At 71.9% G+C, this 24097-nt stretch carries 19 protein-coding genes; 11 read left to right on the top strand and 8 right to left on the bottom strand.

Going from position 1 to position 24097, the window contains the following annotated elements; all coding sequences use genetic code 11:
- Positions 1-3: 3 nt before the first annotated feature.
- Positions 4-3147 carry an isoleucine--tRNA ligase gene (gene ileS, locus ACFYT9_RS10430; protein WP_389162175.1) on the bottom strand — a complete coding sequence of 1048 codons (3144 nt, stop codon included), beginning with the start codon at positions 3145-3147 and terminating at the stop codon, positions 4-6.
- Positions 3148-3709: 562 nt separating this feature from the next.
- On the opposite strand from ileS, the gene ACFYT9_RS10425 reads away from it, so the two are divergent.
- The 6 genes from ACFYT9_RS10425 (at position 3710) to ACFYT9_RS10400 (ending at position 9287) form a co-directional block, all read left to right on the top strand.
- Positions 3710-4675 carry a TraR/DksA family transcriptional regulator gene (locus tag ACFYT9_RS10425; RefSeq protein ID WP_389162173.1) on the top strand — a complete coding sequence of 322 codons (966 nt, stop codon included), beginning with the start codon at positions 3710-3712 and terminating at the stop codon, positions 4673-4675.
- A 208-nt stretch (positions 4676-4883) separates the two neighbouring features.
- Entirely contained in the window at positions 4884-5462 is a 579-nt protein-coding gene (lspA, locus tag ACFYT9_RS10420) for a signal peptidase II (RefSeq protein ID WP_387270766.1), read from the top strand.
- Positions 5463-5505: 43 nt separating this feature from the next.
- Positions 5506-6447, top strand: a complete 942-nt coding sequence (locus ACFYT9_RS10415; protein WP_376601249.1) for an RluA family pseudouridine synthase — start codon at positions 5506-5508, stop codon at positions 6445-6447.
- Entirely contained in the window at positions 6444-6929 is a 486-nt protein-coding gene (locus ACFYT9_RS10410) for a GNAT family N-acetyltransferase (protein WP_389162171.1), read from the top strand. The genes ACFYT9_RS10415 and ACFYT9_RS10410 overlap by 4 nt, the downstream gene beginning before the upstream one ends.
- A 141-nt stretch (positions 6930-7070) precedes the next feature.
- Complete coding sequence (locus ACFYT9_RS10405; protein WP_389162169.1) at positions 7071-8657, top strand: Na+/H+ antiporter; 1587 nt, start codon at positions 7071-7073, stop codon at positions 8655-8657.
- Between the two features lie 48 nt (positions 8658-8705).
- Complete coding sequence (locus ACFYT9_RS10400) at positions 8706-9287, top strand: dienelactone hydrolase family protein (RefSeq protein ID WP_376601254.1); 582 nt, start codon at positions 8706-8708, stop codon at positions 9285-9287.
- A gap of 61 nt (positions 9288-9348) precedes the next feature.
- Here the strand turns inward: ACFYT9_RS10400 and ACFYT9_RS10395 are convergent, their stop codons facing one another.
- From ACFYT9_RS10395 to ACFYT9_RS10375, 5 genes are all read right to left on the bottom strand, one after another.
- Positions 9349-10347 carry a zinc metalloprotease gene (locus tag ACFYT9_RS10395; RefSeq protein WP_389162167.1) on the bottom strand — a complete coding sequence of 333 codons (999 nt, stop codon included), beginning with the start codon at positions 10345-10347 and terminating at the stop codon, positions 9349-9351.
- Between the two features lie 287 nt (positions 10348-10634).
- Positions 10635-12284, bottom strand: a complete 1650-nt coding sequence (locus ACFYT9_RS10390) for an alkaline phosphatase D family protein (RefSeq protein WP_387270755.1) — start codon at positions 12282-12284, stop codon at positions 10635-10637.
- Between the two features lie 232 nt (positions 12285-12516).
- Positions 12517-13332, bottom strand: a complete 816-nt coding sequence (locus ACFYT9_RS10385) for a DsbA family protein (protein ID WP_376606255.1) — start codon at positions 13330-13332, stop codon at positions 12517-12519.
- A 56-nt stretch (positions 13333-13388) separates the two neighbouring features.
- The gene (locus ACFYT9_RS10380) at positions 13389-14072 is read right to left on the bottom strand and encodes a hypothetical protein (RefSeq protein WP_389162165.1); all 684 of its coding nucleotides are present in this window, start codon (positions 14070-14072) and stop codon (positions 13389-13391) included.
- 95 nt (positions 14073-14167) lie between these two features.
- Positions 14168-15493, bottom strand: coding sequence for a DUF2252 domain-containing protein (locus tag ACFYT9_RS10375; RefSeq protein WP_389162164.1), 1326 nt, complete (start codon positions 15491-15493; stop codon positions 14168-14170).
- A gap of 177 nt (positions 15494-15670) precedes the next feature.
- Here ACFYT9_RS10375 and dnaE point away from each other — a divergent pair, with 177 nt between their 5' ends.
- A complete protein-coding gene (gene dnaE, locus ACFYT9_RS10370) occupies positions 15671-19210 on the top strand; it encodes a DNA polymerase III subunit alpha (RefSeq protein ID WP_376603914.1) in 3540 nt (1179 codons plus the stop codon).
- Between the two features lie 97 nt (positions 19211-19307).
- On the opposite strand, the gene ACFYT9_RS10365 is transcribed toward dnaE, so the two are convergent.
- Entirely contained in the window at positions 19308-19481 is a 174-nt protein-coding gene (locus tag ACFYT9_RS10365; protein WP_387270746.1) for a hypothetical protein, read from the bottom strand.
- A gap of 236 nt (positions 19482-19717) precedes the next feature.
- Between ACFYT9_RS10365 and ACFYT9_RS10360 the strand changes: the two genes are divergently transcribed.
- The 4 genes from ACFYT9_RS10360 to ACFYT9_RS10345 all read left to right on the top strand — a co-directional run bounded on the left by ACFYT9_RS10360 (position 19718) and on the right by ACFYT9_RS10345 (position 23564).
- Positions 19718-21013 (top strand): NYN domain-containing protein, encoded by a 1296-nt coding sequence (locus ACFYT9_RS10360; protein WP_389162162.1) that lies wholly within the window; start codon positions 19718-19720, stop codon positions 21011-21013.
- Between the two features lie 20 nt (positions 21014-21033).
- Positions 21034-22008, top strand: coding sequence for an ABC transporter ATP-binding protein (locus ACFYT9_RS10355; RefSeq protein WP_376596584.1), 975 nt, complete (start codon positions 21034-21036; stop codon positions 22006-22008).
- Between the two features lie 82 nt (positions 22009-22090).
- The gene (locus tag ACFYT9_RS10350) at positions 22091-22915 is read left to right on the top strand and encodes an ABC transporter permease (protein WP_376596580.1); all 825 of its coding nucleotides are present in this window, start codon (positions 22091-22093) and stop codon (positions 22913-22915) included.
- A gap of 34 nt (positions 22916-22949) precedes the next feature.
- Positions 22950-23564, top strand: a complete 615-nt coding sequence (locus tag ACFYT9_RS10345; protein ID WP_387270742.1) for a DUF2567 domain-containing protein — start codon at positions 22950-22952, stop codon at positions 23562-23564.
- 21 nt (positions 23565-23585) lie between these two features.
- On the opposite strand, the gene ybaK is transcribed toward ACFYT9_RS10345, so the two are convergent.
- Positions 23586-24083 (bottom strand): Cys-tRNA(Pro) deacylase, encoded by a 498-nt coding sequence (gene ybaK, locus ACFYT9_RS10340; protein WP_376596577.1) that lies wholly within the window; start codon positions 24081-24083, stop codon positions 23586-23588.
- Between the last annotated feature and the right edge of the window lie 14 nt (positions 24084-24097).

Here is a 24097-nt window from a genome sequence, read left to right as displayed (position 1 = left end):
CGGTCAGGCCTTGCGGAGGTGGAAGGTGAGGGCGAGGGGCTCGTCCGTGAAGGCCGGGCCGAAGCCCTCGGAGGGGGCGCCCTCCGCGTACTCCGTCGCCAGGACCTCGTCCGCGATCAGGCCGGCGTGGGCCTGGAGCGCCTCCGCGGTCTCCGGGGAGGTCGAGACCCAGCGCAGCGCGATGCGGTCGGCGACGTCGAGGCCGCTGTTCTTGCGGGCCTCCTGGATGAGGCGGATCGCGTCCCGGGCGAGACCGGCCTTGCGGAGCTCCGGCGTGATCTCCAGGTCCAGTGCGACCGTCGCGCCGGAGTCGGAGGCGACCGACCAGCCCTCGCGCGGGGTCTCCGTGATGATGATCTCCTCGGGCGTGACGGTGATCGTCTCGCCGTTCACCTCGAGGCCGGCCTCGCCGTCCCGCAGGGCCAGCGCCAGGGCCGCCGCGTCGGCCGCGGCCACGGCCTTGGCGACGTCCTGGACGCCCTTGCCGAAGCGCTTGCCGAGCGCGCGGAAGTTCGCCTTGGCGGTGGTGTCGACGAGCGAGCCGCCGACCTCGGAGAGGGAGGCGAGGGAGGTGACGTTCAGCTCCTCCGTGATCTGGGCCTGGAGCTCGGGCGACAGCGCGGCGAAGCCGGTGGCGGCGACCAGCGCGCGGGAGAGCGGCTGACGGGTCTTCACACCCGACTCGGCGCGGGTCGCGCGGCCCAGCTCGACCAGGCGGCGGACCAGCGTCATCTGCTCGGAGAGCGTGCTGTCGATCAGCGCCGCGTCCGCCTCCGGCCAGGTGGCGAGGTGGACCGACTCGGGGGCGTCCGGGGTGACCGGGACGACCAGGTCCTGCCAGACCCGCTCGGTGATGAACGGGGTCAGCGGGGCCATCAGGCGGGTGACCGTCTCGACGACCTCGTGCAGGGTCCGCAGGGCCGCCTTGTCGCCCTGCCAGAAGCGGCGGCGGGAGCGGCGCACGTACCAGTTGGAGAGGTCGTCGACGAAGGCGGAGAGGAGCTTGCCGGTGCGCTGGGTGTCGTACGCCTCCATCGCCTCGGTGGCCTCGGCGACGAGCGTGTTCAGCTCGGAGAGCAGCCACCGGTCGAGGACGGAGCGGTCGGCCGGGGCCGGGTCGGCGGCGGACGGCGCCCAGCCGGACGTACGCGCGTACAGGGCCTGGAAGGCGACCGTGTTCCAGTACGTGAGGAGGGTCTTGCGGACGACCTCCTGGATGGTGCCGTGGCCGACGCGGCGGGCCGCCCAGGGGGAGCCGCCGGCCGCCATGAACCAGCGGACGGCGTCGGCGCCGTGCTGGTCCATCAGCGGGATGGGCTGGAGGATGTTGCCGAGGTGCTTGGACATCTTGCGGCCGTCCTCGGCGAGGATGTGGCCGAGGCAGACCACGTTCTCGTACGAGGACTTGTCGAAGACGAGCGTGCCGACGGCCATCAGCGTGTAGAACCAGCCACGGGTCTGGTCGATGGCCTCGGAGATGAACTGGGCCGGGTAGCGGCTCTCGAACAGCTCCTTGTTCTGGTACGGGTAGCCGTACTGAGCGAACGGCATGGAGCCCGAGTCGTACCAGGCGTCGATGACCTCGGGGACGCGGACGGCTTCGAGGGAGCAGCCCTCGGCCGGGCAGCCGAAGGTGACGTCGTCGATGTAGGGGCGGTGCGGGTCGAGCCCGGACTGGTCGGTGCCGGTCAGCTCGGTCAGTTCGGCGCGGGAGCCGACGCAGGTGAGGTGCCCCTCCTCGCAGCGCCAGATCGGCAGCGGGGTGCCCCAGTAGCGGTTGCGGGAGAGCGCCCAGTCGATGTTGTTGTTCAGCCAGTCGCCGAAGCGGCCGTGCTTGACGGAGTCCGGGAACCAGTTGGTGTTCTCGTTCTCTTCGAGCAGGCGGTCCTTGACGGCGGTCGTGCGGATGTACCAGGACGGCTGCGCGTAGTAGAGCAGTGCCGTGTGGCAGCGCCAGCAGTGCGGGTAGCTGTGCTCGTACGGGATGTGCCGGTAGAGCAGGCCGCGCGCTTCCAGATCGGCGGTGAGGGCCTCGTCGGCCTTCTTGAAGAAGACGCCGCCGACCAGCGGCAGTTCCTCCTCGAAGGTGCCGTCCTGGCGGACCGGGTTGACCATCGGCAGGCCGTACGCCTTGCAGACCTTGAGGTCGTCCTCGCCGAAGGCGGGGGACTGGTGGACGAGGCCGGTGCCGTCCTCGGTGGTGACGTAGTCGGCGTTGACGACGTAGTGCGCCGGGGCGTCGAAGGGGACCAGCTCGAAGGGGCGCTGGTAGGTCCAGCGCTCCATCTCCTTGCCGGTGAAGGACTCGCCGGTGGTGACCCAGCCCTCGCCGAGGGCCTTGTCGAGCAGCGGCTCGGCGACGACCAGGCGCTCGTCGCCGTCGGTGGCGACGACGTAGGTGACCTCGGGGTGGGCGGCGACGGCCGTGTTGGACACCAGGGTCCACGGGGTCGTCGTCCAGACCAGGAGGGCGGCCTTGCCGGCGAGCGGGCCGGAGGTCAGCGGGAAGCGGACGTAGACGGAGGGGTCGACGACCGTCTCGTACCCCTGGGCCAGCTCGTGGTCGGAGAGGCCGGTGCCGCAGCGGGGGCACCAGGGGGCGACGCGGTGGTCCTGGACGAGCAGGCCCTTGTCGAAGATCTGCTTGAGCGACCACCAGACCGACTCGATGTACGAGGGGTCCATGGTCCGGTAGGCGTCGTCGAGGTCGACCCAGTAGCCCATGCGGGTCGTGAGCTCGGCGAAGGCGTCGGTGTGGCGGGTCACCGACTCGCGGCACTTCGCGTTGAACTCCGCGATGCCGTACTCCTCGATGTCCTTCTTGCCGGAGAAGCCGAGCTCCTTCTCGACGGCGAGCTCGACGGGGAGGCCGTGGCAGTCCCAGCCGGCCTTGCGGGCGACGTGGTAGCCGCGCATGGTGCGGAAGCGGGGGAAGACGTCCTTGAAGACGCGGGCCTCGATGTGGTGGGCGCCTGGCATGCCGTTGGCGGTGGGCGGGCCTTCGTAGAAGACCCACTCGGGGCGGCCCTCGGACTGCTCCAGGGTCTTGGCGAAGACCTTGTTCTGCTGCCAGAAGTCGAGCACGGCGTGCTCGAGCGCGGACAGGTCGACCTGGGCGGGCACCTGGCGGTACTGCGGCGTGGTCATGCGGCGGACTCTCCTCCGGACGGACATGTGCTGCTTTCCGTCGGAGGGACGAGAGCCGTGCTCCCGCGGTACCACCCTCCTTGGCTCCGGGCGTGACCGACCGAAGCCCCCTCATTGGGGTCGCGACACCGGGTCTAGTCGCCGTGCGTGGTGGTGCGTGTCCACACGGCTTTCTTCCGGCAGCTCCGGGGTGATGCTTCGCATCGGGCTCACCCCCGGGCTCTCACCGTCCCCGGGTCGCTCATGGCTCGCGCACGACGCTACTGGTCCCCATCGACGCCTCTCGCTGAGGCCAGTGTACGGGGCGCGGGGGCGCCGGGCCGACCGGATTCCGCGTGACCCGAATGGGCACATGGGGCGGTCCGGGCTCGGAGAGGGCCATGTGGGGGACGGGGTGGGTGGATAACCCGCCGGGGAGTTGGGCACCACTTCTCACGGGTCCGCGCCGAGGGCCGCGGGGCGGGCGGAGCGGGCGGCGTGCCCCGTTGCCGCGCGCCCTGGGCCGATTTATCGTCCCAGCACGATGCGCGAGCAAGATCACAAAATGTGAAGGGGCCGCGACATGGTGGCGAAGAAGACCGCCGCGAAGCAGTCCCCGGCCGGCGCCGGGGACCCCGGGCCCGCCGGTTCCCCGGGCGATCCCGCGCCTCCCGGGGGCGCGCCCGGGAAGAGGCCGGCGGCGCGACCGGCCGCGAGGTCCGCCGCGAAGCCCGCAGCCGGTAAGGCCGCGGCGAAGAAGACTGCCGCCGAGGAGTCCGCAGGCGCCGATCCGGCCGGGGCCGCCGGGGAAGCGGACGCGTCGGGGATCGCCGCCGAGAAGGCCCCCGCCAAGAAGGCGACCGCGAAGAAGGCGACCGCGAAGAAGGCGACCGCCAAGAAGGCCGCGGCGAAGAAGGCCCCCGCGAAGAAGGCCGCGGCGAAGAAGAGCGCCGGCGGTGGCTCCCCGGAACCCGATGCGGCGGCCGAGGCCGGCGCCGGGGATCCGGGTGGGAAGAAGTCCGTGAAGAAGGCCGTCGGCCGGAAGGCCGCCGCGAAGAAGCAGACAGGAGCCAGGACGGTGGCAGCGAAGAAGACCGCGGGTGGCGTCACGACCGCCGACGACGACGAGGCGGCCGTGCCCCCGGCGCGTACCGGCGAGCTCGCGGTACGGCCCGGCGAGGACCCCTGGACGCCGGAGGAGGTCGCCGAGGCCCGCAGCGAGCTCCAGGCCGAGGTGCTGCGGCTCCGCAGCGAGCTGGTCCACTCCCAGGAGGAGCTGACCGGCCTCATGCGGGACTCCGGGGACGGGGCCGGCCACGACGAGGCCGACACCGGCACCAAGAACATCACGCGCGAGCACGAGCTCGCCCTGGCGGCGAACGCGCGGGAGATGCTGGAGCAGAGCGAGCACGCCCTGGAGCGGCTCGACGCGGGCACCTACGGCCTCTGCGAGGTCTGCGGCAAGCCCATCGGCAAGGCGCGCATGCAGGCGTTCCCCCGCGCCACCCTGTGCGTGGAGGACAAGCAGAAGCAGGAGCGGCGCGGCTAGGGCGTGCTTCGAGAGTCCCGCCCGCCCCGCGACGCCTGGCGGACGGCGCCGCTCTCGAAACACGCCCCAGGGCGTCCCCCCGGGATCCGGAGGGGCGGCCCGGGCCGTTCCGACGTGCGGAGACCGGCGGTACGGGCTGCCGGTCTCGTACGTCTGTGCCGTACCCTCGGGGCACGGTCAGGCAACGAGGTACGAGGGACTCACTCACGTGGCAGAGGCGGAGAGCGTCATCGGTACGCCGGATTCAGCAGGGGCCGAGGACTCGGCCGGCCAGGAGCGGGGGCCCGAGGAGGCGCCGAGGGGCAGGCGGCGGATCGTCGCGCTCTTCGTGGTGGCCGTCCTCGCCTATCTGCTCGACCTCGGCAGCAAGATCGTCGTGGTGGAGAAGCTGGAGGGCCGCGAGCCGATCAAGGTCATCGGGGATCTGCTCCGCTTCGAGGCGATCCGGAACCCCGGAGCGGCCTTCGGCATGGGCGAGGCGTTCACGATCGTCTTCACCGTGATCGCGGCGGCCGTCATCGTGGTGATCATCCGGCTGGCCCGCAAGCTCTACAGCCTGCCCTGGGCGATCGCGCTGGGCCTGCTCCTCGGCGGTGCGCTCGGCAACCTCACGGACCGGCTGTTCCGCTCGCCGGGCGTCTTCGAGGGCGCGGTCGTGGACTTCATCGCCCCGGCCCACTTCGCCGTCTTCAACCTCGCCGACTCGGCGATCGTCTGCGGCGGCATCCTGATCGTGATCCTGTCCTTCCGGGGCCTGGACCCGGACGGCACCGTCCACAAGGACTGAGCGGCCAGGACCGAGCACTCCCGGCACAAGGCATACTCGACGGGTGAGCACGAGTCCCGAGATCCGCACCCTGCCCGTTCCCGATGGCCTGGAGGGCGAGCGCGTCGACGCCGCCATCGCCCGTATGTTCGGGTTCTCCCGTACGAAGGCGGCCGAGCTCGCCGCCGCGGGGAAGGTCCAGGTCGACGGCGCCGTCGTCGGCAAGTCCGAGCGGGTGAGCGGCGGCGCGTGGCTGGAGGTCGAGATGCCGGGCGCCCCCGCGCCCGTGCAGGTCGTCGCCGAGCCCGTGGAGGGCATGGAGATCGTCCACGACGACGACGACATCGTGGTGATCGCCAAGCCGGTCGGGGTCGCGGCCCATCCGAGCCCCGGCTGGACCGGCACCACCGTGATCGGCGGCCTCGCCGCCGCCGGCTACCGGATCTCCACCTCCGGCGCCGCCGAGCGCCAGGGCATCGTGCACCGGCTCGACGTCGGCACCTCCGGCCTGATGGTGGTCGCCAAGTCGGAGTACGCGTACACCTCGCTCAAGCGCCAGTTCAAGGAGCGCACGGTCGACAAGCGCTACCACGCGCTGGTCCAGGGCCACCCGGACCCGCTGAGCGGGACCATCGACGCGCCGATCGGCCGGCACCCGAACCACGACTACAAGTGGGCCGTGACCGCCGACGGCAAGCCGTCCGTCACCCACTACGACCTCATCGAGGCGTACCGGGCGGCCTCGCTGCTCGACATCAAGCTGGAGACCGGCCGCACCCACCAGATCCGGGTGCACATGTCGGCCCACCGCCACCCCTGCGTCGGCGACCTCACCTACGGTGCCGACCCGACCATGGCCAAGCGCCTCGGGCTGACCCGGCAGTGGCTGCACGCGGTCCGGCTGGGCTTCGAGCACCCCGGCGACGGGACGTGGGTCGAGTTCGCCTCCACCTACCCGGCCGACCTGCGCACCGCCCTCGACCGCATCGAGGCGGAGAGCCGGTGAGCGAGGCGTACGCGGTCCGCGAGGAGTACGCGGTCCGGGAGGCCGTGGGCGAGGGCGACCTGGAGGCGTGCTTCGCGGTCCGCCGCGAGGTCTTCGTCGAGGAGCAGGGCGTTCCCCGGGAGCTCGAGTACGACACGTACGACTCCACCGCCGTGCACGTCCTCGCCGTCCGCGCGGACGGCGTGCCGCTGGGCACCGGCCGGCTGCTGCACGGCGCCGACGCGGCCGGCAGGACGGGTGGGGACGCCTCCGTGGGCTCCCTCGGACGGCTCGCCGTCGCCGGGGCGGCGCGCGGCCTCGGGATCGGCGCGGCGCTGGTCGGGGCCATCGAGGACGCGGCCCGCGAGCGCGGTCTGACCGCCGTCGACCTGCACGCCCAGACGCAGGCGCTCGGCTTCTACGAGCGGCTGGGGTATGTGGCGTACGGCGGGGAGTTCCCGGACGCGGGGATCCCGCACCGGGCGATGCGGCGCGTGCTCTGACCGTACCCGCCGGGGGATCCCGTGCTCTGACCGTACCCGCCGGGGGATCCAGCGCGGCACCCGTTCCGTACCACAGCGGACATCTGCCCCCAACAAGAGGGTAATCGCGGCCAAAAGGGACGTACGTGACAGGGTGGGGCCGTGGATCAATTGGCCCTCCTGTTCCTGCTGCTCCTCGGCGCCGTGCTCACCGTCCCCCTGGGGGAGCGGCTGGGGCTGCCCGCGCCCGTCCTGATGACGCTCCTCGGGATCGTGCTGGCCTTCCTGCCCTTCGTGCCGAACGTCGACATCCCGCCCGAGTTCATCCTGCCGCTGGTGCTGCCGCCGCTGCTCTACGCCTCCGTGCAGCGGACCTCCTGGCGGCAGTTCGCGGCGAACCGGCGGCCGATCTTCCTGCTCGCGGTCGCCCTGGTCTTCGTCACCACGGCCGCCGTCGGCGCGGTCGCGGACGTGCTGGTTCCCGGGATCCCGCTGGCCGCCGCGCTCGCGCTGGGCGCCCTGGTCGCGCCGCCCGACCCGGTCGCGGCGACCGCCGTGGCCGGCTCGCTCGGGCTGCCCCGGCGGCTGGTGTCGATCCTGGAGGGCGAGGGGCTGTTCAACGACGTCACCGCGATCGTGCTCTACCACGTGGCCATCGCGGCCGTGGTGAGCGGCGAGTTCTCCTGGCCGGAGGCGCTGGGCGAGCTGGTCCTGTCGGCGGTCGTCGCGGTCGCCGTCGGCCTCGCGCTCGGCTGGGTCACCAACAAGATCATGGGCTTCCTCGGTGACGCCACCCTCCAGACCGGCCTCACCCTCCTCGTCCCCTTCGTCTCCTACGTCCTCGCCGAGGAGCTGCACGGCTCCGGCGTGCTCGCGGTCCTCGTCACCGCGCTCTTCCTCGCCGAGTACGCGGTCGACGCCGACGACGTGATGGGGCGGCTCGCCGGCCAGACCTTCTGGGAGATCGTCGACACCCTCGTCACCGGCATCGCCTTCGGCCTCATCGGACTCGAACTGATCCACGTCTTCGGAGTCGCGGAGGGCCGGGTCGGCGAGATGCTCGGCTGGGGCGCCGTGGTCGTCGCCGTGGTCGTCGGGGTCCGGCTGCTGTGGCTGCTCCCCGCCACCTGGCTGGCGAAGCGGCTGCACGACCGCAGGGACGTGGCCGAGGAGATCCCGATGAGCTGGCGGGAGACCGTCGTCATGTGGTGGTCCGGGATGCGCGGGGTGGCCTCGGTGGCGCTGGCCCTCGCCATCCCGCGGACCACCGAGGACGGCTCGCCCTTCCCCGGCCGGGACGAGCTGATCTTCATCGCCTTCTGCGTGATCATGGCCACGCTCGTCGTCCAGGGGCTCACGCTGCCCTGGCTGGTGCGCAGGCTCGGGGTGAAGGCCGACGCGGACGCCGAGCGGGCCTTCGAGCGGGAGCTGGCCGTCCGCGCCGCCAAGGCGGCCAAGCGGCGCCTGAAGGAGATCGAGGAGTTCGAGGAGCTGCCCGAGGAGGTCGTCGAGCGGCTCCAGCGCGGGGCCTACGACATCGGGGCGCGGATCAGCCCGGACATGGTGGACGAGGAGCGGCGGGCCGCCTTCACGGAGCGGGCCGAGCGGGTGAAGAAGGCCCAGTCGATCCAGCGGGAGATGATGTCGGCCGCCCGGCACGCGGTCCTCTCCGCGCGCAGCGAGCCGGGCGCCGACCCCGAGGTGGTGGACCGGGTGCTGCGGCAGCTCGACGTCCGCTCGATGCGCTGACCTGCCGCTTCCGGGAGCCCGCCGGTCGCGGATGGCAGGATGGCGGGCATGGACATCATGCTCTTCCACTCGGTGCACGGAGTGCGCCCGGCCGTCGAGGCGGCCGCCGAACGCCTGCGGGCCGCCGGTCATCAGGTCTGGGTGCCGGACCTCTTCGACGGCTGGACCACCGAATCGGTCGAGGAGGGCATGGCGAAGAAGGACGGGATCGGCTCCGACGAGCTGCTGAAGCGCGCCGTGCTCGCCGCCGCCCCCTACTCGGAGCGCGGTCTCGTCTACGCGGGCTTCTCCTTCGGGGCCTCGGTCGCGCAGACCCTGGCGCTCGGCGACGAGAAGGCCCGCGGACTGCTGCTGCTCCACGGCACCTCGGACCTCGCGCCGAACGCCTCGGTCGACGAGCTGCCCGTCCAGCTGCACGTGGCCGAGCCCGACCCCTTCGAGACGGACGACTGGCTCTCCTCCTGGTACCTCCAGATGCGCAAGGCCGGGGCGGACGTGGAGGTGTACCGCTACCGGGGTGCCGGACACGTGTACACGGACCCGGAGCTGCCGGACTGGGACGCCGAGGCCGCGGAGCGGACCTGGGCGATCGCCCTCGACTTCCTCGACGGGCTGGCCGAGGAGAACTGACGGGGGCGGCCCCCGGGGGAGGGTTCCCCCCGGGGGCCGTTCGGCGTCCGCGGACGGGCCGTCAGGCGCGGTAGGCGGTCCAGTGGTCGTTCATCCGGGTCACCTGGCCCTGGGTGAACTGGTACATGCAGGAGTCGTACGTGTAGTCCATGAAGTTGTGGATCGGGTCCGCTCCGGTCTTGGAGGCGCAGGAGTCGCGGCCGGTCGGGCACTCGTAGGCGGGGGACTTCTCGGCCGGGGTGTCGCTGACGTAGTCGCCGTTGCCGTTACAGCCGCCCTGGAAGGTGTGGTAGAGGCCCATCCAGTGGCCGACCTCGTGGGTGCCGGTGTCGCCCTGGTTGTAGTTGGCCGCGTTGCCGCCCGGGAGCGAGCCGTCGAGGAGGACGACGCCGTCCATCGACGGGTTGGAGTTGTACGAGGACGGGAAGGTCGCCCAGCCGAGCAGGCCGCCGCCGAGCTTGGCGGTGTAGATGTTCAGCGCGTTCGAGCCGCCCTTGCGGAGCGTCTGCTTCATCTGCTTCTCGGCGGTGGAGCCGGAGGTCAGGTTGTACCAGCTCGCGTTGTCCGTGTAGTCGGTGCCGGCCAGCGAGAACTGGAAGCCGGTGTTCGCGTTGCCGGTGCCCTGGCCGCCGAAGGCCGAGTTCAGCACGTTCATCTGGTTGTTGACGGCGGTGGCGCTGAGCTTGCCCGTCGTACCGCTGTGGACGACGTGGAAGTAGACCGGGATGGTCACCACGGCGGCGGCGTCGGCCTGGGCGCTCACCCGGCCGTTCGACCGGGCGGCGGCCAGCTTCTTGCGCAGGTCGTCGTCCATGGCCTCGGCCTTGGCGGCGGTGACCTCGTTGGGCTCGTGGGCGTGGGCCTCGGCGCCGCGCTCCTTGCGGGCACCGGAGAGCGCGGAGTCTTCGTCGCACTCCTCGGCGGCGGCGCCGGCCAGGGTGGGGGATGCCTGGGCGACGACGGGGGCGGAGAAGGGCGCCAGGGCCAGGGTTCCGGCCAGGACGGCGGTGCCGAGTACACGACGTGAGGTACGCGGCGATATACGGACAAGAGCACGCACAGGTGACTCCTCGCGGGGGGTGTGTGGAGAGGCACTTCCTCGCCACGGCGGGGAGATTACGCGTTCATGTCAGATGTCGTTGAGCGATGATCAGGCCCAATCATTCGTGGGGCAATTCGGGTCATCGGGAAGAAGTTCTTGCGTGCTTTCCGGAGTTCGAGACGCCGACGTAATGAAAGGCGCGCCAGAGGCGGGTGGTGTGTCCGGATTCGAACCCTCGGAACCACCACCCGCCGTAGCCATGTGATCTCCCGTTAACACGAAGGATCATGGCTGGAATTCGACGGTCAGACGACCGGCTGGTACACCCGCTCGACACGCTGCGTACCGCTGAGCGTCCGGTAGGAGCGCGCCCAGGCGGCCGTCGCGGCCGGATCGCGCTTGTCGGAGACCCTGTAGTAGTCCATCTGCGAGCGCTCGGCCGTCACGTCGAGGACGCCGTAGCCGTGGTGGTCCATGTCCACCCACTTCACGTGCCGGTTGGCCGCCTTCACCGCTCCCGCGGCCACCACGGACAGGGTGCCCGGGGCCACGTTCAGCAGGTCGTCCAGGTTGTCCGAGGTCACCGACGTGACCACGAACTCGGTGGCCACCGAGCCGGAGAAGGGGTACGTGGCGGCCTTGGCCGGCACGTCGTTGGCCCACGCCATGTGGATGTCGCCGGTCAGGAAGACGGTGTTGCGGATCGCCCGGGAGGTCAGATGCCCCAGCAGCTCCTTGCGGTCGTCGGTGTAGCCGTCCCACTGGTCGACGTTGACCGCGATGCCCTCGGCCGGCAGCCCGAGCAGCTCCGCGAGCGGCTTCAGCAGGTGCGCCGGGAGCGAGCCGAAGGCGACCGGAGAGATCATCACCGAGGTGCCGACCAGCTGCCAGGCGGCGTCCGAACCGGCCAGACCGGACTTCAGCCAGTCGAGCTGAGCGCGGCCCGTGAGCGTGCGCTCGGGGTCGTCGACCGAGCCCGAGCCGGTCTTCGCCTGGGCGGAGCGGAAGGAACGCAGGTCCAGCAGGTGCAGATCGGCCAGTCTGCCGAAGCGGATCCGGCGGAAGACCGTGCCCTCGGTGGAGGTGCGGACCGGCATCCACTCGAAGTAGGCCCGCTTGGCGGCGGCGACCCGTGCCGCCCACTCGCCCTCGGCGCCGGGGGAGTGGTTCTCGGCGCCGCCGGTCCAGGCGTCGTTGGCGAACTCGTGGTCGTCCCAGATCGCCACCACCGGATGGGCCGCGTGCAGCGCCTGGAGGTCCGGGTCCGTCTTGTACCGGCCGTGCCGGGTCCGGTAGTCGGCCAGCGAGACGATCTCGTGGCGCGGCTCGTGCGCCCGGACCGTGTCCTCCGCCTTCGGGTAGACCCCGCTCGCGTACTCGTAGATGTAGTCGCCCAGGTGCAGGATCGCGTCCAGGTCGGCGCGCCCGGCGAGATGGCGGTAGGCGGAGAAGTGGCCGGCCTCGTAGTTGGCGCAGGACACCACGCCGAAGCGGACGCCCGGTGTCGCGGCGTCGACGGCCGGGGCGGTGCGGGTCCGGCCGGTGGCCGACACGGCGGTGCCGGCGGTGAAGCGGAAGAAGTAGGAGGTGGCCGGGCGCAGTCCGCGGACATCGGCCTTGACGGTGTGGTCGGCGGCGGCCCCCGTGGTGGCCGAACCCGAGGCGGCGACCCGGGTGAAGGCCCGGTCCTCGGCCACCTCCCAGTCGACGCGGACGTCCGCGCCGAGCCCGGAGCCGGGCACGGCCTCGGGGGAGGGGGTGACACGCGTCCAGAGCAGGACGCCGTCGGGCAGCGGGTCGCCCGAGGCGACCCCGTGCAGGAAGGCAGGCGCCGGGGCGTCCGCGAAGGCCGGCGCGGCCGCGCCGAGCAGCGCGGGGGCGGTGACGGCGGTGACGGCGGCGGCCTTGACGACCGTGCGCCGCGTGGGGGCAGGAGATATGGAGTGACTGGTCACGGCCAGTCAGATTACTGACGGGTACAAAAGGTTGACAGGCGGAATCCGGAAAGTTCTCCGGGGTTTCGCCCGCCGCTCACGACGATGTCCCGCGGGCGGCCCGCGCCGGTCGGCGTTCCCGTCCCCGTCGGCTGCTCGCTCCCGCCCTGCCGTCCTGTCCGGCCCTCCGTCCCGCAGGACCGTGGCCCCTCCGTCCCCCGGCCCGTGCGGGCCGGGGGACGCGGACGGGGTGTCAGCCGGCGAGCGCCTGCTTCAGCGCCGCGTCGAACGCCTCCGCCGTCATCGGCGCGCTCTCCGTACCCTCGGCGGTCACGGCCTTGCCGTCCATCTTCAGCGTCGGCGTGCCCCGCACACCGCTGTCGCTGAAGGTCTTCGACATCTTCATCGCCCAGGCGTCGAAGGTGCCGCCCTCCACGTTCTTCTTGAAGGCGGCGTTCCCCTTCAGCGCCGGGACGGTGTCCGCGACCTCCAGCAGGTAGGAGTCCTTCGCGAACTTGTCGTCGTTCTCCTCCGGGTGCCACTGCGCGGAGTAGAGGGCCGACTTGTACTTCAGGAACGCCTCGGGGCTGACGTCGAGCGCCGCGCCCAGCGCCGACAGGGCGTTCTTCGAGCCCTCGCCCCGGGCCATGTCGTCGATGAAGGTCGCGCCGATGTACTTGAGCTTGTACTTGCCCGCCTCGACGTCCTTCTCGACGGTCGGGCCGACGCCCTGCTCGAAGGTCGCGCAGACCGGGCAGCGGGCGTCCTCGTACACCTCCAGGGTCTTCTTCGCCGACTCCTTGCCGATGAGGACGGTGGTGCCGTTCTCGCCCTCGGTGTTCTTCGGCGCCGTGATCGTCTTCGCGTCGGCCGCGGTCTCCCACGCGGTGGGCTGGTTGGCCTGGACGACCGCGTAGCCGATGCCGCCGGCGACGGCGAGCACCGCCACCGCCGAGACGCCGACGATCAGCTGCCGGCGGGTCCGGTCCTTCTTCGCCTGGAGCTCGCGCTCCGCGCGCAGACGCTCGCGGGCGGCAGCCTTGTTGGCCTGGTTGTTGCGTGCACTCATGATCGTGAATCTCCGGAAGGTAAGGGAAGGTGGGGACTGGACGGGGCCGTGCGCTCTCAGACGAGAGCGAGCGATCCCCGCGGCGGTCCCCGCCGTCCGACGGAGTGCACGAGCAGCCGGGTGCGGGACGCGCGCGGCCGGGGCGCCGGAAGCACCGGGCCCGGCACCGCCGGACGGTCCGCGCCCACCAGGGCCGCGAGCAGTCCCAGCGGCCGGAAGGCCGAGGCCGCCACCGCGCCCAGCAGCCGCGCCAGCGCCCGCTCCCCGCCGCGCAGCCAGCAGGCCGCGGAGAGGCCGACCAGCACGTGGGCGCCCAGCAGCAGCCACGGCAGCGCCGGATCGGAGGAGGCGAGCACCGCCGCGGCGCCGTCCCGCGGCACCGCGACCCCGGGCAGCGGTGCGCCGACGGCCCCGCCGCACAGCACCTCCACGCCGAAGGAACGCAGCGCGCCGGCGACCGGCCCGCCGGCGGGTCCGTAACAGACCGCCTGCCCGGAGGTGAACAGCGTGTCGGCGGCCAGCTCCAGCGGGACGAGCAGCCCCGCGATCGGGCCGAAGCCGCGCTCCCGGCCGGCCAGCGCGTACGCGACGGCGAAGACGCCGACGGCGACCGGCGCGACCGTGCCCAGCGGCAGCGGCATCTGCGAGAGCAGCACATGGGAAGCCACGGACAGCGTCACGACCAGTGCCGTGAAGACCGCCGCCCGCAGCGCCCTCAGCCGCGTCCCTGCCATGTCCATCGTCGGACGAGTCTGCCACGGGAACTCGTAAGGGGTCCCTAAGGAGAAGCTGTGGCCCCGGCTACAGGTGCGATGTCCCGGCCCTGTGACCCCGGCTACAGGCCCGGTATCCGGCCGTTCCGGAAGAGGTCCACGAAGATCTGGTGGTCGGCGCGCGCGCGTGCCCCGTACGCGTGGGCGAAGTCCACCAGGAGCTCCGTGAAGCCCTCCTCGTCGGCCGCGATCGCCCCGTCGATGGCCCGCTCCGTGGAGAACGGCACGAGCGAGTGGCCGCTCGACTCGTCCGCCGCCGCGTGCATGGTCGCGGTCGCCCGCCCCAGGTCGGCCACGGTCGCCGCGATGTCCCCCGGGTCGTCGATGTCCGACCAGTCCAGGTCCACCGCGTACGGCGACACCTCGGCCACCAGCTGCCCGGCGCCGTCCAGCTCGGTCCATCCCAGCCACGGGTCGGCGTGCGCCTGGAGCGCCCGCTGCGAGATCACCGTGCGGTGCCCCTCGTGCCGGAAGTAGCCCCGCACCTCCGGGTCCGTGACGTGCCGCGAGACCGCCGGGGTCTGCGCCTGCTTCAGATAGATCACGACGTCGTTCTCCAGGGCGTCGCTGTGCCCCTCCAGGAGGACGTTGTACGAGGGGAGGCCGGCCGAGCCGATGCCGATCCCGCGCCGTCCGACCACGTCCTTCACCCGGTACGAGTCGGGGCGGAGCAGGCTCGACTCCGGCAGGGTCTCCAGATAGCCGTCGAAGGCCGTCAGCACCTTGTGACGGGTCGCCGCGTCCAGCTCGATCGCGCCGCCGCCGGACGCGAAGCGGCGCTCGTACTCCCGTATCGCGGTCATGGAGTCGAGGAGTCCGAAACGGGTCCTCGCGCGGGCCTCGCGGAGGGCGGCCAGGAGGGCGCCGTCCGCGGTCTCCAGGGTGAAGCCGGGCACCTCGTCGCCCTTGGCGCCCGTGGCCAGGAGGTGGATCCGCTCCCGGTAGGCGGCCGCGTAGATCCGGACGAGACGGGTGATCTGCTCGTCGCTCAGCGCCTTGGCGTAGCCGATCAGGGCGAGGGAGGCGGCGAGCCGCTTGAGGTCCCAGGTGTAGGGGCCCACGTACGCCTCGTCGAAATCGTTGACGTTGAAGACCAGGCGCCCGTTGGCGTCCATGTAGGTGCCGAAGTTCTCCGCGTGCAGGTCGCCGTGGATCCACACCCGGGCGGTCCGCTCGTCCAGGAACGGACCGCCGTGGGCCTCCCGCTCCAGGTCCCGGTAGAAGAGGCAGGCGGTGCCCCGGTAGAACGCGAAGGCGGATCCGGCCATCTTCCGGAACTTGACCCTGAAGGCCGCCGGGTCGGCGGCGAGCAGCTCGCCGAAGGCGGTGTCGAAGACGGCGAGGATCTGCTCACCGCGCTCGGCGGCGGTGGGCTGGGGGACCGACATCGGACGTGCCTCCTGGTGGCGGGCGTATCACGAGAATGTTCACGACAATACGGACAGCTGTTCCACGGTGCTCAACGTGTGACCCCGGCCCCGAGTGCCCGCCGATCGTCACTCCGGCGACGTAGACTTCCACGGTCCCCCCAGCCACCCCCGTGACCGCTACGGAGACCCCGCGCCGTGACCAAGCCGCCCTTCACGCACCTCCACGTCCACACCCAGTACTCCCTGCTGGACGGTGCCGCGCGGCTGAAGGACATGTTCAACGCGTGCAACGAGATGGGCATGACGCACATCGCCATGTCCGACCACGGCAACCTGCACGGCGCGTACGACTTCTTCCACTCGGCGAAGAAGGCGGGCGTGACGCCGATCATCGGCATCGAGGCGTATGTCGCCCCCGAGTCCCGGCGGAACAAGCGGAAGATCCAGTGGGGCCAGCCGCACCAGAAGCGGGACGACGTCTCGGGTTCCGGCGGCTACACCCACAAGACGATCTGGGCCGCGAACTCCACCGGGCTCCACAACCTCTTCAAGCTCTCCTCCGACGCCTACGCCGAGGGCTGGCTCCAGAAGTGGCCCCGGATGGACAAGGAGACCATCTCGCAGTGGTCGGAGGGGCTCATCGCCTCCACCGGCTGCCCCTCCGGAGAGCTCCAGACCCGGCTGCGCCTCGGCCAGTTCGACGAGGCCCTGAAGGCGGCCTCCGAGTACCAGGACATCTTCGGCAAGGACCGCTACTTCCTGGAGCTGATGGACCACGGCATCGAGATCGAGCGCCGGGTCCGCGACGGGCTCCTGGAGATCGGCAAGAAGCTCGGCATCCCGCCGCTGGTCACCAACGACTCGCACTACACGTACGCGCACGAGTCGACCGCGCACGACGCCCTGCTCTGCATCCAGACCGGCAAGAACCTCTCCGACCCGGACCGCTTCCGCTTCGACGGCACCGGCTACTACCTCAAGTCCACGGACGAGATGTACGCCATCGACTCCTCGGACGCCTGGCAGGAGGGCTGTGCCAACACGCTCCTGGTCGCGGAGCAGATCGACACCACCGGCATGTTCGTCGAGAAGAACCTCATGCCGAAGTTCGAGATCCCGGAGGGGTTCACCGAGGTCACCTGGTTCCGCGAGGAGACCATGCGGGGCATGCACCGCCGGTTCCCCGGCGGCATCCCGGAGGACCGCCTGAAGCAGGTCGAGTACGAGATGGACACGATCATCTCGATGGGCTTCCCCGGCTACTTCCTCGTGGTCGCCGACTTCATCATGTGGGCGAAGGCACAGGGCATCGCGGTGGGTCCCGGCCGAGGCTCCGCGGCCGGTTCCATCGTCGCGTACGCCATGGGCATCACCGACCTCGACCCGATCCCGCACGGACTGATCTTCGAGCGCTTCCTCAACCCCGAGCGCGTCTCCATGCCCGATGTCGACATCGACTTCGACGAGCGCCGGCGCGTCGAGGTCATCCGGTACGTGACGGAGAAGTACGGCTCCGACAAGGTCGCCATGATCGGCACCTACGGCAAGATCAAGGCGAAGAACGCCATCAAGGACTCCGCGCGCGTCCTCGGCTACCCCTACGCCATGGGCGACCGGCTCACCAAGGCCATGCCCGCCGACGTCCTCGGCAAGGGCATCGACCTCAACGGCATCACCGACCCCTCGCACCCCCGGTACAGCGAGGCCGGCGAGATCCGCGCGATGTACGAGAACGAGCCCGACGTCAAGAAGGTCATCGACACCGCCCGGGGCGTCGAGGGCCTGGTCCGGCAGATGGGCGTGCACGCGGCCGGCGTGATCATGTCCAGCGAGCCCATCGTCGAGCACGCGCCCATCTGGGTGCGCCACACGGACGGCGTGACCATCACGCAGTGGGACTACCCCCAGTGCGAGTCGCTCGGCCTGATCAAGATGGACTTCCTGGGCCTCAGGAACCTCACGATCATGGACGACGCCGTCAAGATGGTGAAGGCCAACAAGGGCATCGAGCTCGACCTGCTCGCCCTGCCGCTGGACGACCCCAAGACGTACGAACTGCTCTGCCGGGGTGACACCCTCGGCGTCTTCCAGTTCGACGGCGGCCCCATGCGGTCCCTGCTGCGGCTGATGAAGCCCGACAACTTCGAAGACATCTCCGCCGTGTCCGCCCTGTACCGGCCGGGCCCGATGGGCATGAACTCGCACACGAACTACGCCCTGCGCAAGAACAAGCAGCAGGACATCACCCCGATCCACCCCGAGCTTGAGAAGCCGCTCGAAGAGGTGCTCGCGGTCACCTACGGCCTGATCGTCTACCAGGAGCAGGTGCAGAAGGCCGCCCAGATCATCGCCGGCTACTCGCTCGGCGAGGCCGACATCCTCCGCCGCGTCATGGGCAAGAAGAAGCCCGAGGAGCTGGCGAAGAACTTCGTCATCTTCCAGGAGGGCGCGAAGAAGAACGGCTACAGCGACGAGGCCATCCAGGCGCTCTGGGACGTGCTGGTCCCCTTCGCCGGCTACGCCTTCAACAAGGCGCACTCCGCCGCGTACGGCCTGGTCTCCTACTGGACCGCCTACCTCAAGGCGAACTACCCCGCCGAGTACATGGCGGGCCTGCTGACCTCGGTCAAGGACGACAAGGACAAGTCCGCCGTCTACCTGAACGAGTGCCGCCGCATGGGCATCAAGGTGCTCCCGCCGAACGTGAACGAGTCCGAGTCGAACTTCGCCGCCCAGGGCGACGACGTCATCCTCTTCGGTCTCTCCGCCGTGCGGAACGTCGGCACCAACGTCGTCGAGTCGATCATCAGGTCGCGCAAGACGAAGGGGAAGTACTCCTCCTTCCCCGACTTCCTCGACAAGGTCGAGGCCGTCGTCTGCAACAAGCGGACCATCGAGTCGCTGATCAAGGCCGGCGCCTTCGACGAGATGGGTCACACCCGCAAGGGCATGGTCGCCCACCACGAGCCGATGATCGACAACGTGGTCGCGGTCAAGCGCAAGGAGGCCGAGGGACAGTTCGACCTCTTCGGCGGCATGGGCGAGGAGACGAGCGACGAGCCCGGCTTCGGCCTCGACGTCGAGTTCTCCGACGTCGAGTGGGAGAAGTCCTACCTGCTCGCCCAGGAGCGGGAGATGCTCGGCCTGTACGTCTCCGACCATCCGCTCTTCGGCATCGAGCACATCCTCTCCGACAAGACGGACGCGGCGATCGCCCAGCTCACCGGCGGCGAGCACTCCGACGGCGCGGTCGTCACCATCGGCGGCATCATCTCCGGCCTCCAGCGGAAGATGACCAAGCAGGGCAACGCCTGGGCCATCGCCACCGTCGAGGACCTGGCCGGCTCCATCGAGTGCATGTTCTTCCCCGCCACCTACCAGCTGGTCTCCACCCAGCTGGTGGAGGACACGGTCGTCTTCGTGAAGGGCCGCCTCGACAAGCGCGAGGACGTGCCCCGGCTCGTCGCCATGGAGCTGATGGTCCCCGACGTGTCGAACGCCGGGACCAACGCGCCGGTGATCCTCACCATCCCCACCGTCAAGGTCACCCCGCCGATGGTGAGCCGCCTGGACGAGATCCTCCGCCACCACAAGGGCAACACCGAGGTGCGGATCAAGCTCCAGGGCCCCCGCTCCACCACCGTGCTCCGGCTCGACCGGCACCGGGTGACGGCCGACCCCGCCCTCTTCGGCGACCTCAAGGTGCTGCTCGGCCCCTCCTGCCTGGCCGGCTGACCCGGCCCCGCACCCGCGGCCGTCCGATCCGGTCCCGCACACGCGCAAGGGGCGCGCCCGTCGTCACGGGCGCGCCCCTTTGCCGTACGTCCGGGCGTCAGTTGTGGCCGAAGCGCTTCTGACGACCCTTCCGTGCCATGTCGCCGGGCGTGACCTGGGAGGCACGGTTCTCGGCCTGGGACTCCATCGACGACTGCTGCGCCTGCTGGGCACCGCGCTCGGCCGGCGACGACTGCTGCTTCTGACGGTTCTGGTTGCGGTTCTTGGCCATGGGGATGATGCCTCCTCGAAGGGATCTAGGGGCCAGGGCCGCTGTCAGACTCACATACGGGAGAAACCGCCGCATGTTGGATCATTACGGTCGGTGAGGGGGGCCTCGGCGCGGACCGGCCGCCGCTCCGCCACGCCGATGATCCAGTTCCGGCGGTCAACCCCCGGGCGGTCGGGCAGACTCGACGGAAACCCGGAACACCTGAGATCCCGAGTCCGGCCGAGATCCGAAAGAAGGTGGAGCACGTGGACCGATGCGTCGTTCTGGTGGACGCCGGCTATCTGCTGGGGGCCGCCGCCAGCCTGCTCGCCGGGGAACCGGCCCGCTCCCGCATCAGCGTGGACCACGCCGGACTCATCCAGCAGCTCAGGGAACGGGCCGAGATCGAGACCGGCCTCCCGCTCCTGCGCATCTACTGGTTCGACGGCGCGCCCGACCGGGTGCCCCAGCCCGAGCACCGCCGGCTCCGCGTGATGCCCCGGGTCACCGTCCGGCTCGGCGCCCTGACCCGCAGCGACGGCCGCTGGGCGCAGAAGGGCGTCGACGCGGCCATGCACACCGAGCTCACCGAACTCGCCCGGAACCGCGCCTGCACCGACATCGTCCTCGTCACCGGCGACGGCGACCTGCTGCCGGGACTCATGTCCGCCAAGGAACACGGCGTCGCCGTCCACCTCTGGGCCGTCCAGGCCGCCGACGGCGACTACAACCAGTCCGAGGACCTGGTCGCCGAGGCCGACGAGCGCCGGGTCCTCGACCGCGCCTGGATCACCCGGGCCGTCCGCGCCAGGGACCTCACCGGCATCTGCGCCCCGCCGCCGGTGCCCCGTCCCGAGATCGCGGCCATCCTCTCCGCGCCCCTGCCCGAGGCCGCCCTCGCCTCCGCCGAGCGGGCCGCCGAAGCCGCCGCCGAGGCCGCGGCCGTACGCGACGGGCGGACCGCCGGCGACGGAGCCCCGGGGCCCACCGCCGACGGCCACGGCCCCGCCGCCCCGGCCCCTGTCCCCGGCAGGGCCGTGCCCACCCCCAAGGACCTCGCCGGACTGCGCCCCGCCGCCGCCCCGCACCCCCCGGCCCCCGCCCCCCAGCCGGCCAGCGCCCTGCGCTGGTCCTCCGACCGGGGCTGGGTCGAACGGCCCGCGACCCTCGGCGAGCCGCCCGAGACCGCCTCGCTGCCCACCCTCGCCCTGCTCACCAGTGCCGAGCAGCGCTGGGCCGACCGCGAGGAGGACATCACCACCGTCGGCGGCGACCCCTTCGAGGTCGGGCAGGTGTTCGCCCGCCGGTGGCTGGAGCGTCTCCCCGAGCAGAGCCACGTCCAGCGGCTCTCCGTCCTCTACCCCCGCATCCCGCACCGCATCGACGGCGAACTCCTCCGCTACGCCGCCCGGTTCGGCCTCCTCGCGCACAAGGACGACCAGATCGACGAGCACGACCGCTACGCCATCCGCGCCGGATTCTGGCGCGAGATCGACGTCCGCGCCGCCACCGAACACGCCCCCGCGCCCGGACCCGGGCCGGCGACCCCGTAGGCTCTTCCCCCGTGAGTACGGTGTGCGCGGTGCGGGACCTGGTCAAGACGTACCCCGCCACGCGCGGCGGGCGCCGAGCCCCGGCGACCCCCGAGGTGCGGGCCACCGACGGGATCAGCCTCGACGTGCGCGGCGGCGAGATCTTCGGCCTGCTCGGCCCCAACGGAGCCGGCAAGTCCACCCTGGTCCGCCAGCTGACCGGACTGATGCGCCCCGACTCCGGCTCCGTCACGCTCCTCGGCCACGACCTCGTCCGCCACCCCGAGCGCGCCGCCCGCCTCCTCGCCTACCTCGGCCAGGAGTCCACCGCCCTCGACGAGCTGACCGTCGCCCTCGCCGCCGAGACCACCGGCAGGCTCCGCGGCCTCACCGCCGCACAGGCCCGTGCCGAGCGGGACGCCGTCCTCGGCGAGCTGGGCCTCGCCGAGCTCGCCGGCCGCCCCCTCAAGAAGCTCTCCGGCGGCCAGCGCCGGCTCGCCTGCTTCGCCACCGCCCTCGTCGGCCACCGCCCCGTCCTCGTCCTCGACGAGCCCACCACCGGCATGGACCCGGTCGCCCGCCGCGCCGTCTGGGCCGCCGTCGACCGCCGCCGCGCCGACCACGGCACCACCGTCCTGCTCGTCACCCACAACGTCATCGAGGCCGAGACCGTCCTCGACCGGGTCGCCGTCCTCGACCGCGGCCGGGTGATCGCCTGCGACACCCCCGCCGGGCTGAAGGAGCGCGTCGCCGGCGAGGTCCGCGTCGAGCTGGTCTGGCGCGACACGGCCCCGCTCGACCTCCCCGAGGTCGCCGCCCTGCGCCCGTCCGCCGAGGAGACCGGCCGCCGCTGGGTCCTGCGGCTCGCCCCCGACGCGGCCCGCGCTGCCGTCGCCGCCGTCACCGGCGGCGCCGCCTTCGCCGCCCTCGACGACTTCACCCTCGCCACGCCCAGCCTGGAGGACGTCTACCTCGCCCTCGGCGGCGCCGCCCGCGAAGGGCTGGTGAAGGCGTGACCCCCTTCCGTACGCACCCCGCCTCCCGTACCACCGGCGTGATCCCCCACGTGCCGCACGTCACCCCCAGGAGCTGTCCGCGTTGAGCACCCTGCCCGCCGAGGCCCTGTCGGCCGGTGCGCCGGCCGCCCGGGTCCGGGACGCCGAGGAGGCCGCGCCCCTCGCCCCGACCGCCCGGCTGCTGCCCTCCCTCGCCGCCGTCTACAAGGCGCAGCTCTCCCGGGCCCGGGTCGCCCGCATCCCGCTGCTCTTCGTCGCCACCTTCCAGTCCATCGGGATCATGATCCTGATGCGCGGGGTCGTCGACGGCGGTTCCGAGGCCCGCGCCGTCGTGGCCGGCTCCACCGTCCTCGTCGTCGCCTTCGTCGCCCTCAACCTGCTCGCCCAGTACTTCGGGCAGCTCCGGGCCACCGGCGGACTCGACCACTACGCCACCCTGCCCGTGCCGCCCGCCGCCGTGGTGCTCGGCGCGGCCGCCGCGTACGCCTCCTTCACCGTCCCCGGCACGCTCGTCACCGCCGTCACCGGCGCCGTGCTCTTCGGGCTGCCGCTCGGGCACCTGTGGCTGCTCGCCGCCGTCGTCCCGCTCTCCGGCGCCGCCCTCTCCGGGCTCGGCGCCGCCCTCGGCCTGCTCGCCCCCCGCCAGGAACTGGCCACCCTCCTCGGCCAGCTCGGCATGTCCGCGGCGCTGCTCCTCGGCGTGCTGCCGGCCGAGCGGATGCCGGCGCCGATCGGCTGGGCGCGGGACCTGCTGCCCTCCACGTACGGCGTCGAGGCCCTGGGCCGCGCCTTCGACCGGCACCCGGACTGGGCCGCCGTCGCCCTCGACCTGGCCGTCTGCGGCGCCGTCGGCGTCCTCTCGCTGGCCGTCGCCACCTGGGCCTACCGCAGGGCCGCGGTCCGCTGAGGCGGGCCACAGGCACACCTGGCACGATGGCGGGGTGACCGCACCCCTGACGCCCTCCCAGCCGCCGCCGCACGATCCCGCGTGGCCCCCGCCGCCCCCGTCCCACCAGGGCCCGGGCGGTGACCCGATCACCGGGGCCGAGGTCGTCCAGGGGCTCGTGGTGACGGCGGCCTCCGCGCTCGCGGGCGCCGTGCTCGGCGTGCTCTGGGTGTGGCTCGCGCCCTCGGTCCAGCTGATCTCCGACGGCGAGGGCGTCTACCTGCGGAACTCCGAGGGAGAGGCGGCGATCGGCGCCGACGGCACCTTCGTGCTCCTGGCCCTCGCCTTCGGCGCGGTCGCCGGACTCGTCGTCTTCCTCGCCCGGCGCAAGGGCGGCGTCCCGCTCGTCCTGGGGCTCGCCGTCGGCGGTGTCCTCGGCTCGCTGCTCGCCTGGTGGCTGGGGACGAAGCTGGGGCCGACCTCCGACGTGATCGCGCACGCCAGGGCCGTCGGCCCCGAGGTCGTCTTCGACGCCCCGCTGAAGCTCCAGATGGGCGCCGCGGCGATGCTGGCCTGGCCGCTCGCCGCCATGATCGTTCACCTGGTCCTGACCGGGATCTTCGGCCCCCGCGACCCGGAGCCCGGCCCCTGGGACACCTACAAGCGCTGAGCCCCGGTCACACCGCCCCGGTCAGCCGCGGCCGATCGGGGCCAGAACCGCCGAGGTGAGCGCGGCCAGGTCGGCGGGGGAGAGCTCGACCTCGAGACCCCGCCGGCCCGCCGACACACAGATCGTCCCGTGCTCCGACGCCGACGCGTCCAGCACCGTCCGCAGCCGCTTGCGCTGGCCCAGCGGGGAGATCCCGCCCCGGACGTAGCCGGTGGTCCGCTCGGCCGCCGCCGGGTCCGCCATCACGGCCCGCTTGCCGCCCACCGCCGACGCCAGCGCCTTCAGGTCCAGCTGCCCGGCGACCGGCACCACCGCGACCGTCAGCTCCCCGTCGACGTCCGCCACCAGAGTTTTGAAGACCCGGTCGGGCGTGACGCCGAGCGCCTCCGCCGCCTCCTCGCCGTACGAGGGGGTGGCCGGATCGTGCTCGTACGCGTGCAGGGTGTACGCCGTGCCCGCCGCGGCCAGCGCCACCGTCGCCGGGGTGCCGCCGCCGCTCTTCTGCTTCTTCTTCGCCACCGGGACGTCCTCGG

This window comes from Streptomyces sp. NPDC004435 (genome assembly GCF_042873895.1).
Classification (GTDB): domain Bacteria; phylum Actinomycetota; class Actinomycetes; order Streptomycetales; family Streptomycetaceae; genus Streptomyces.
The sequence above is the reverse complement of the archived record's forward strand: the minus strand, read 5'-3'. Positions and strand labels throughout refer to the sequence as shown.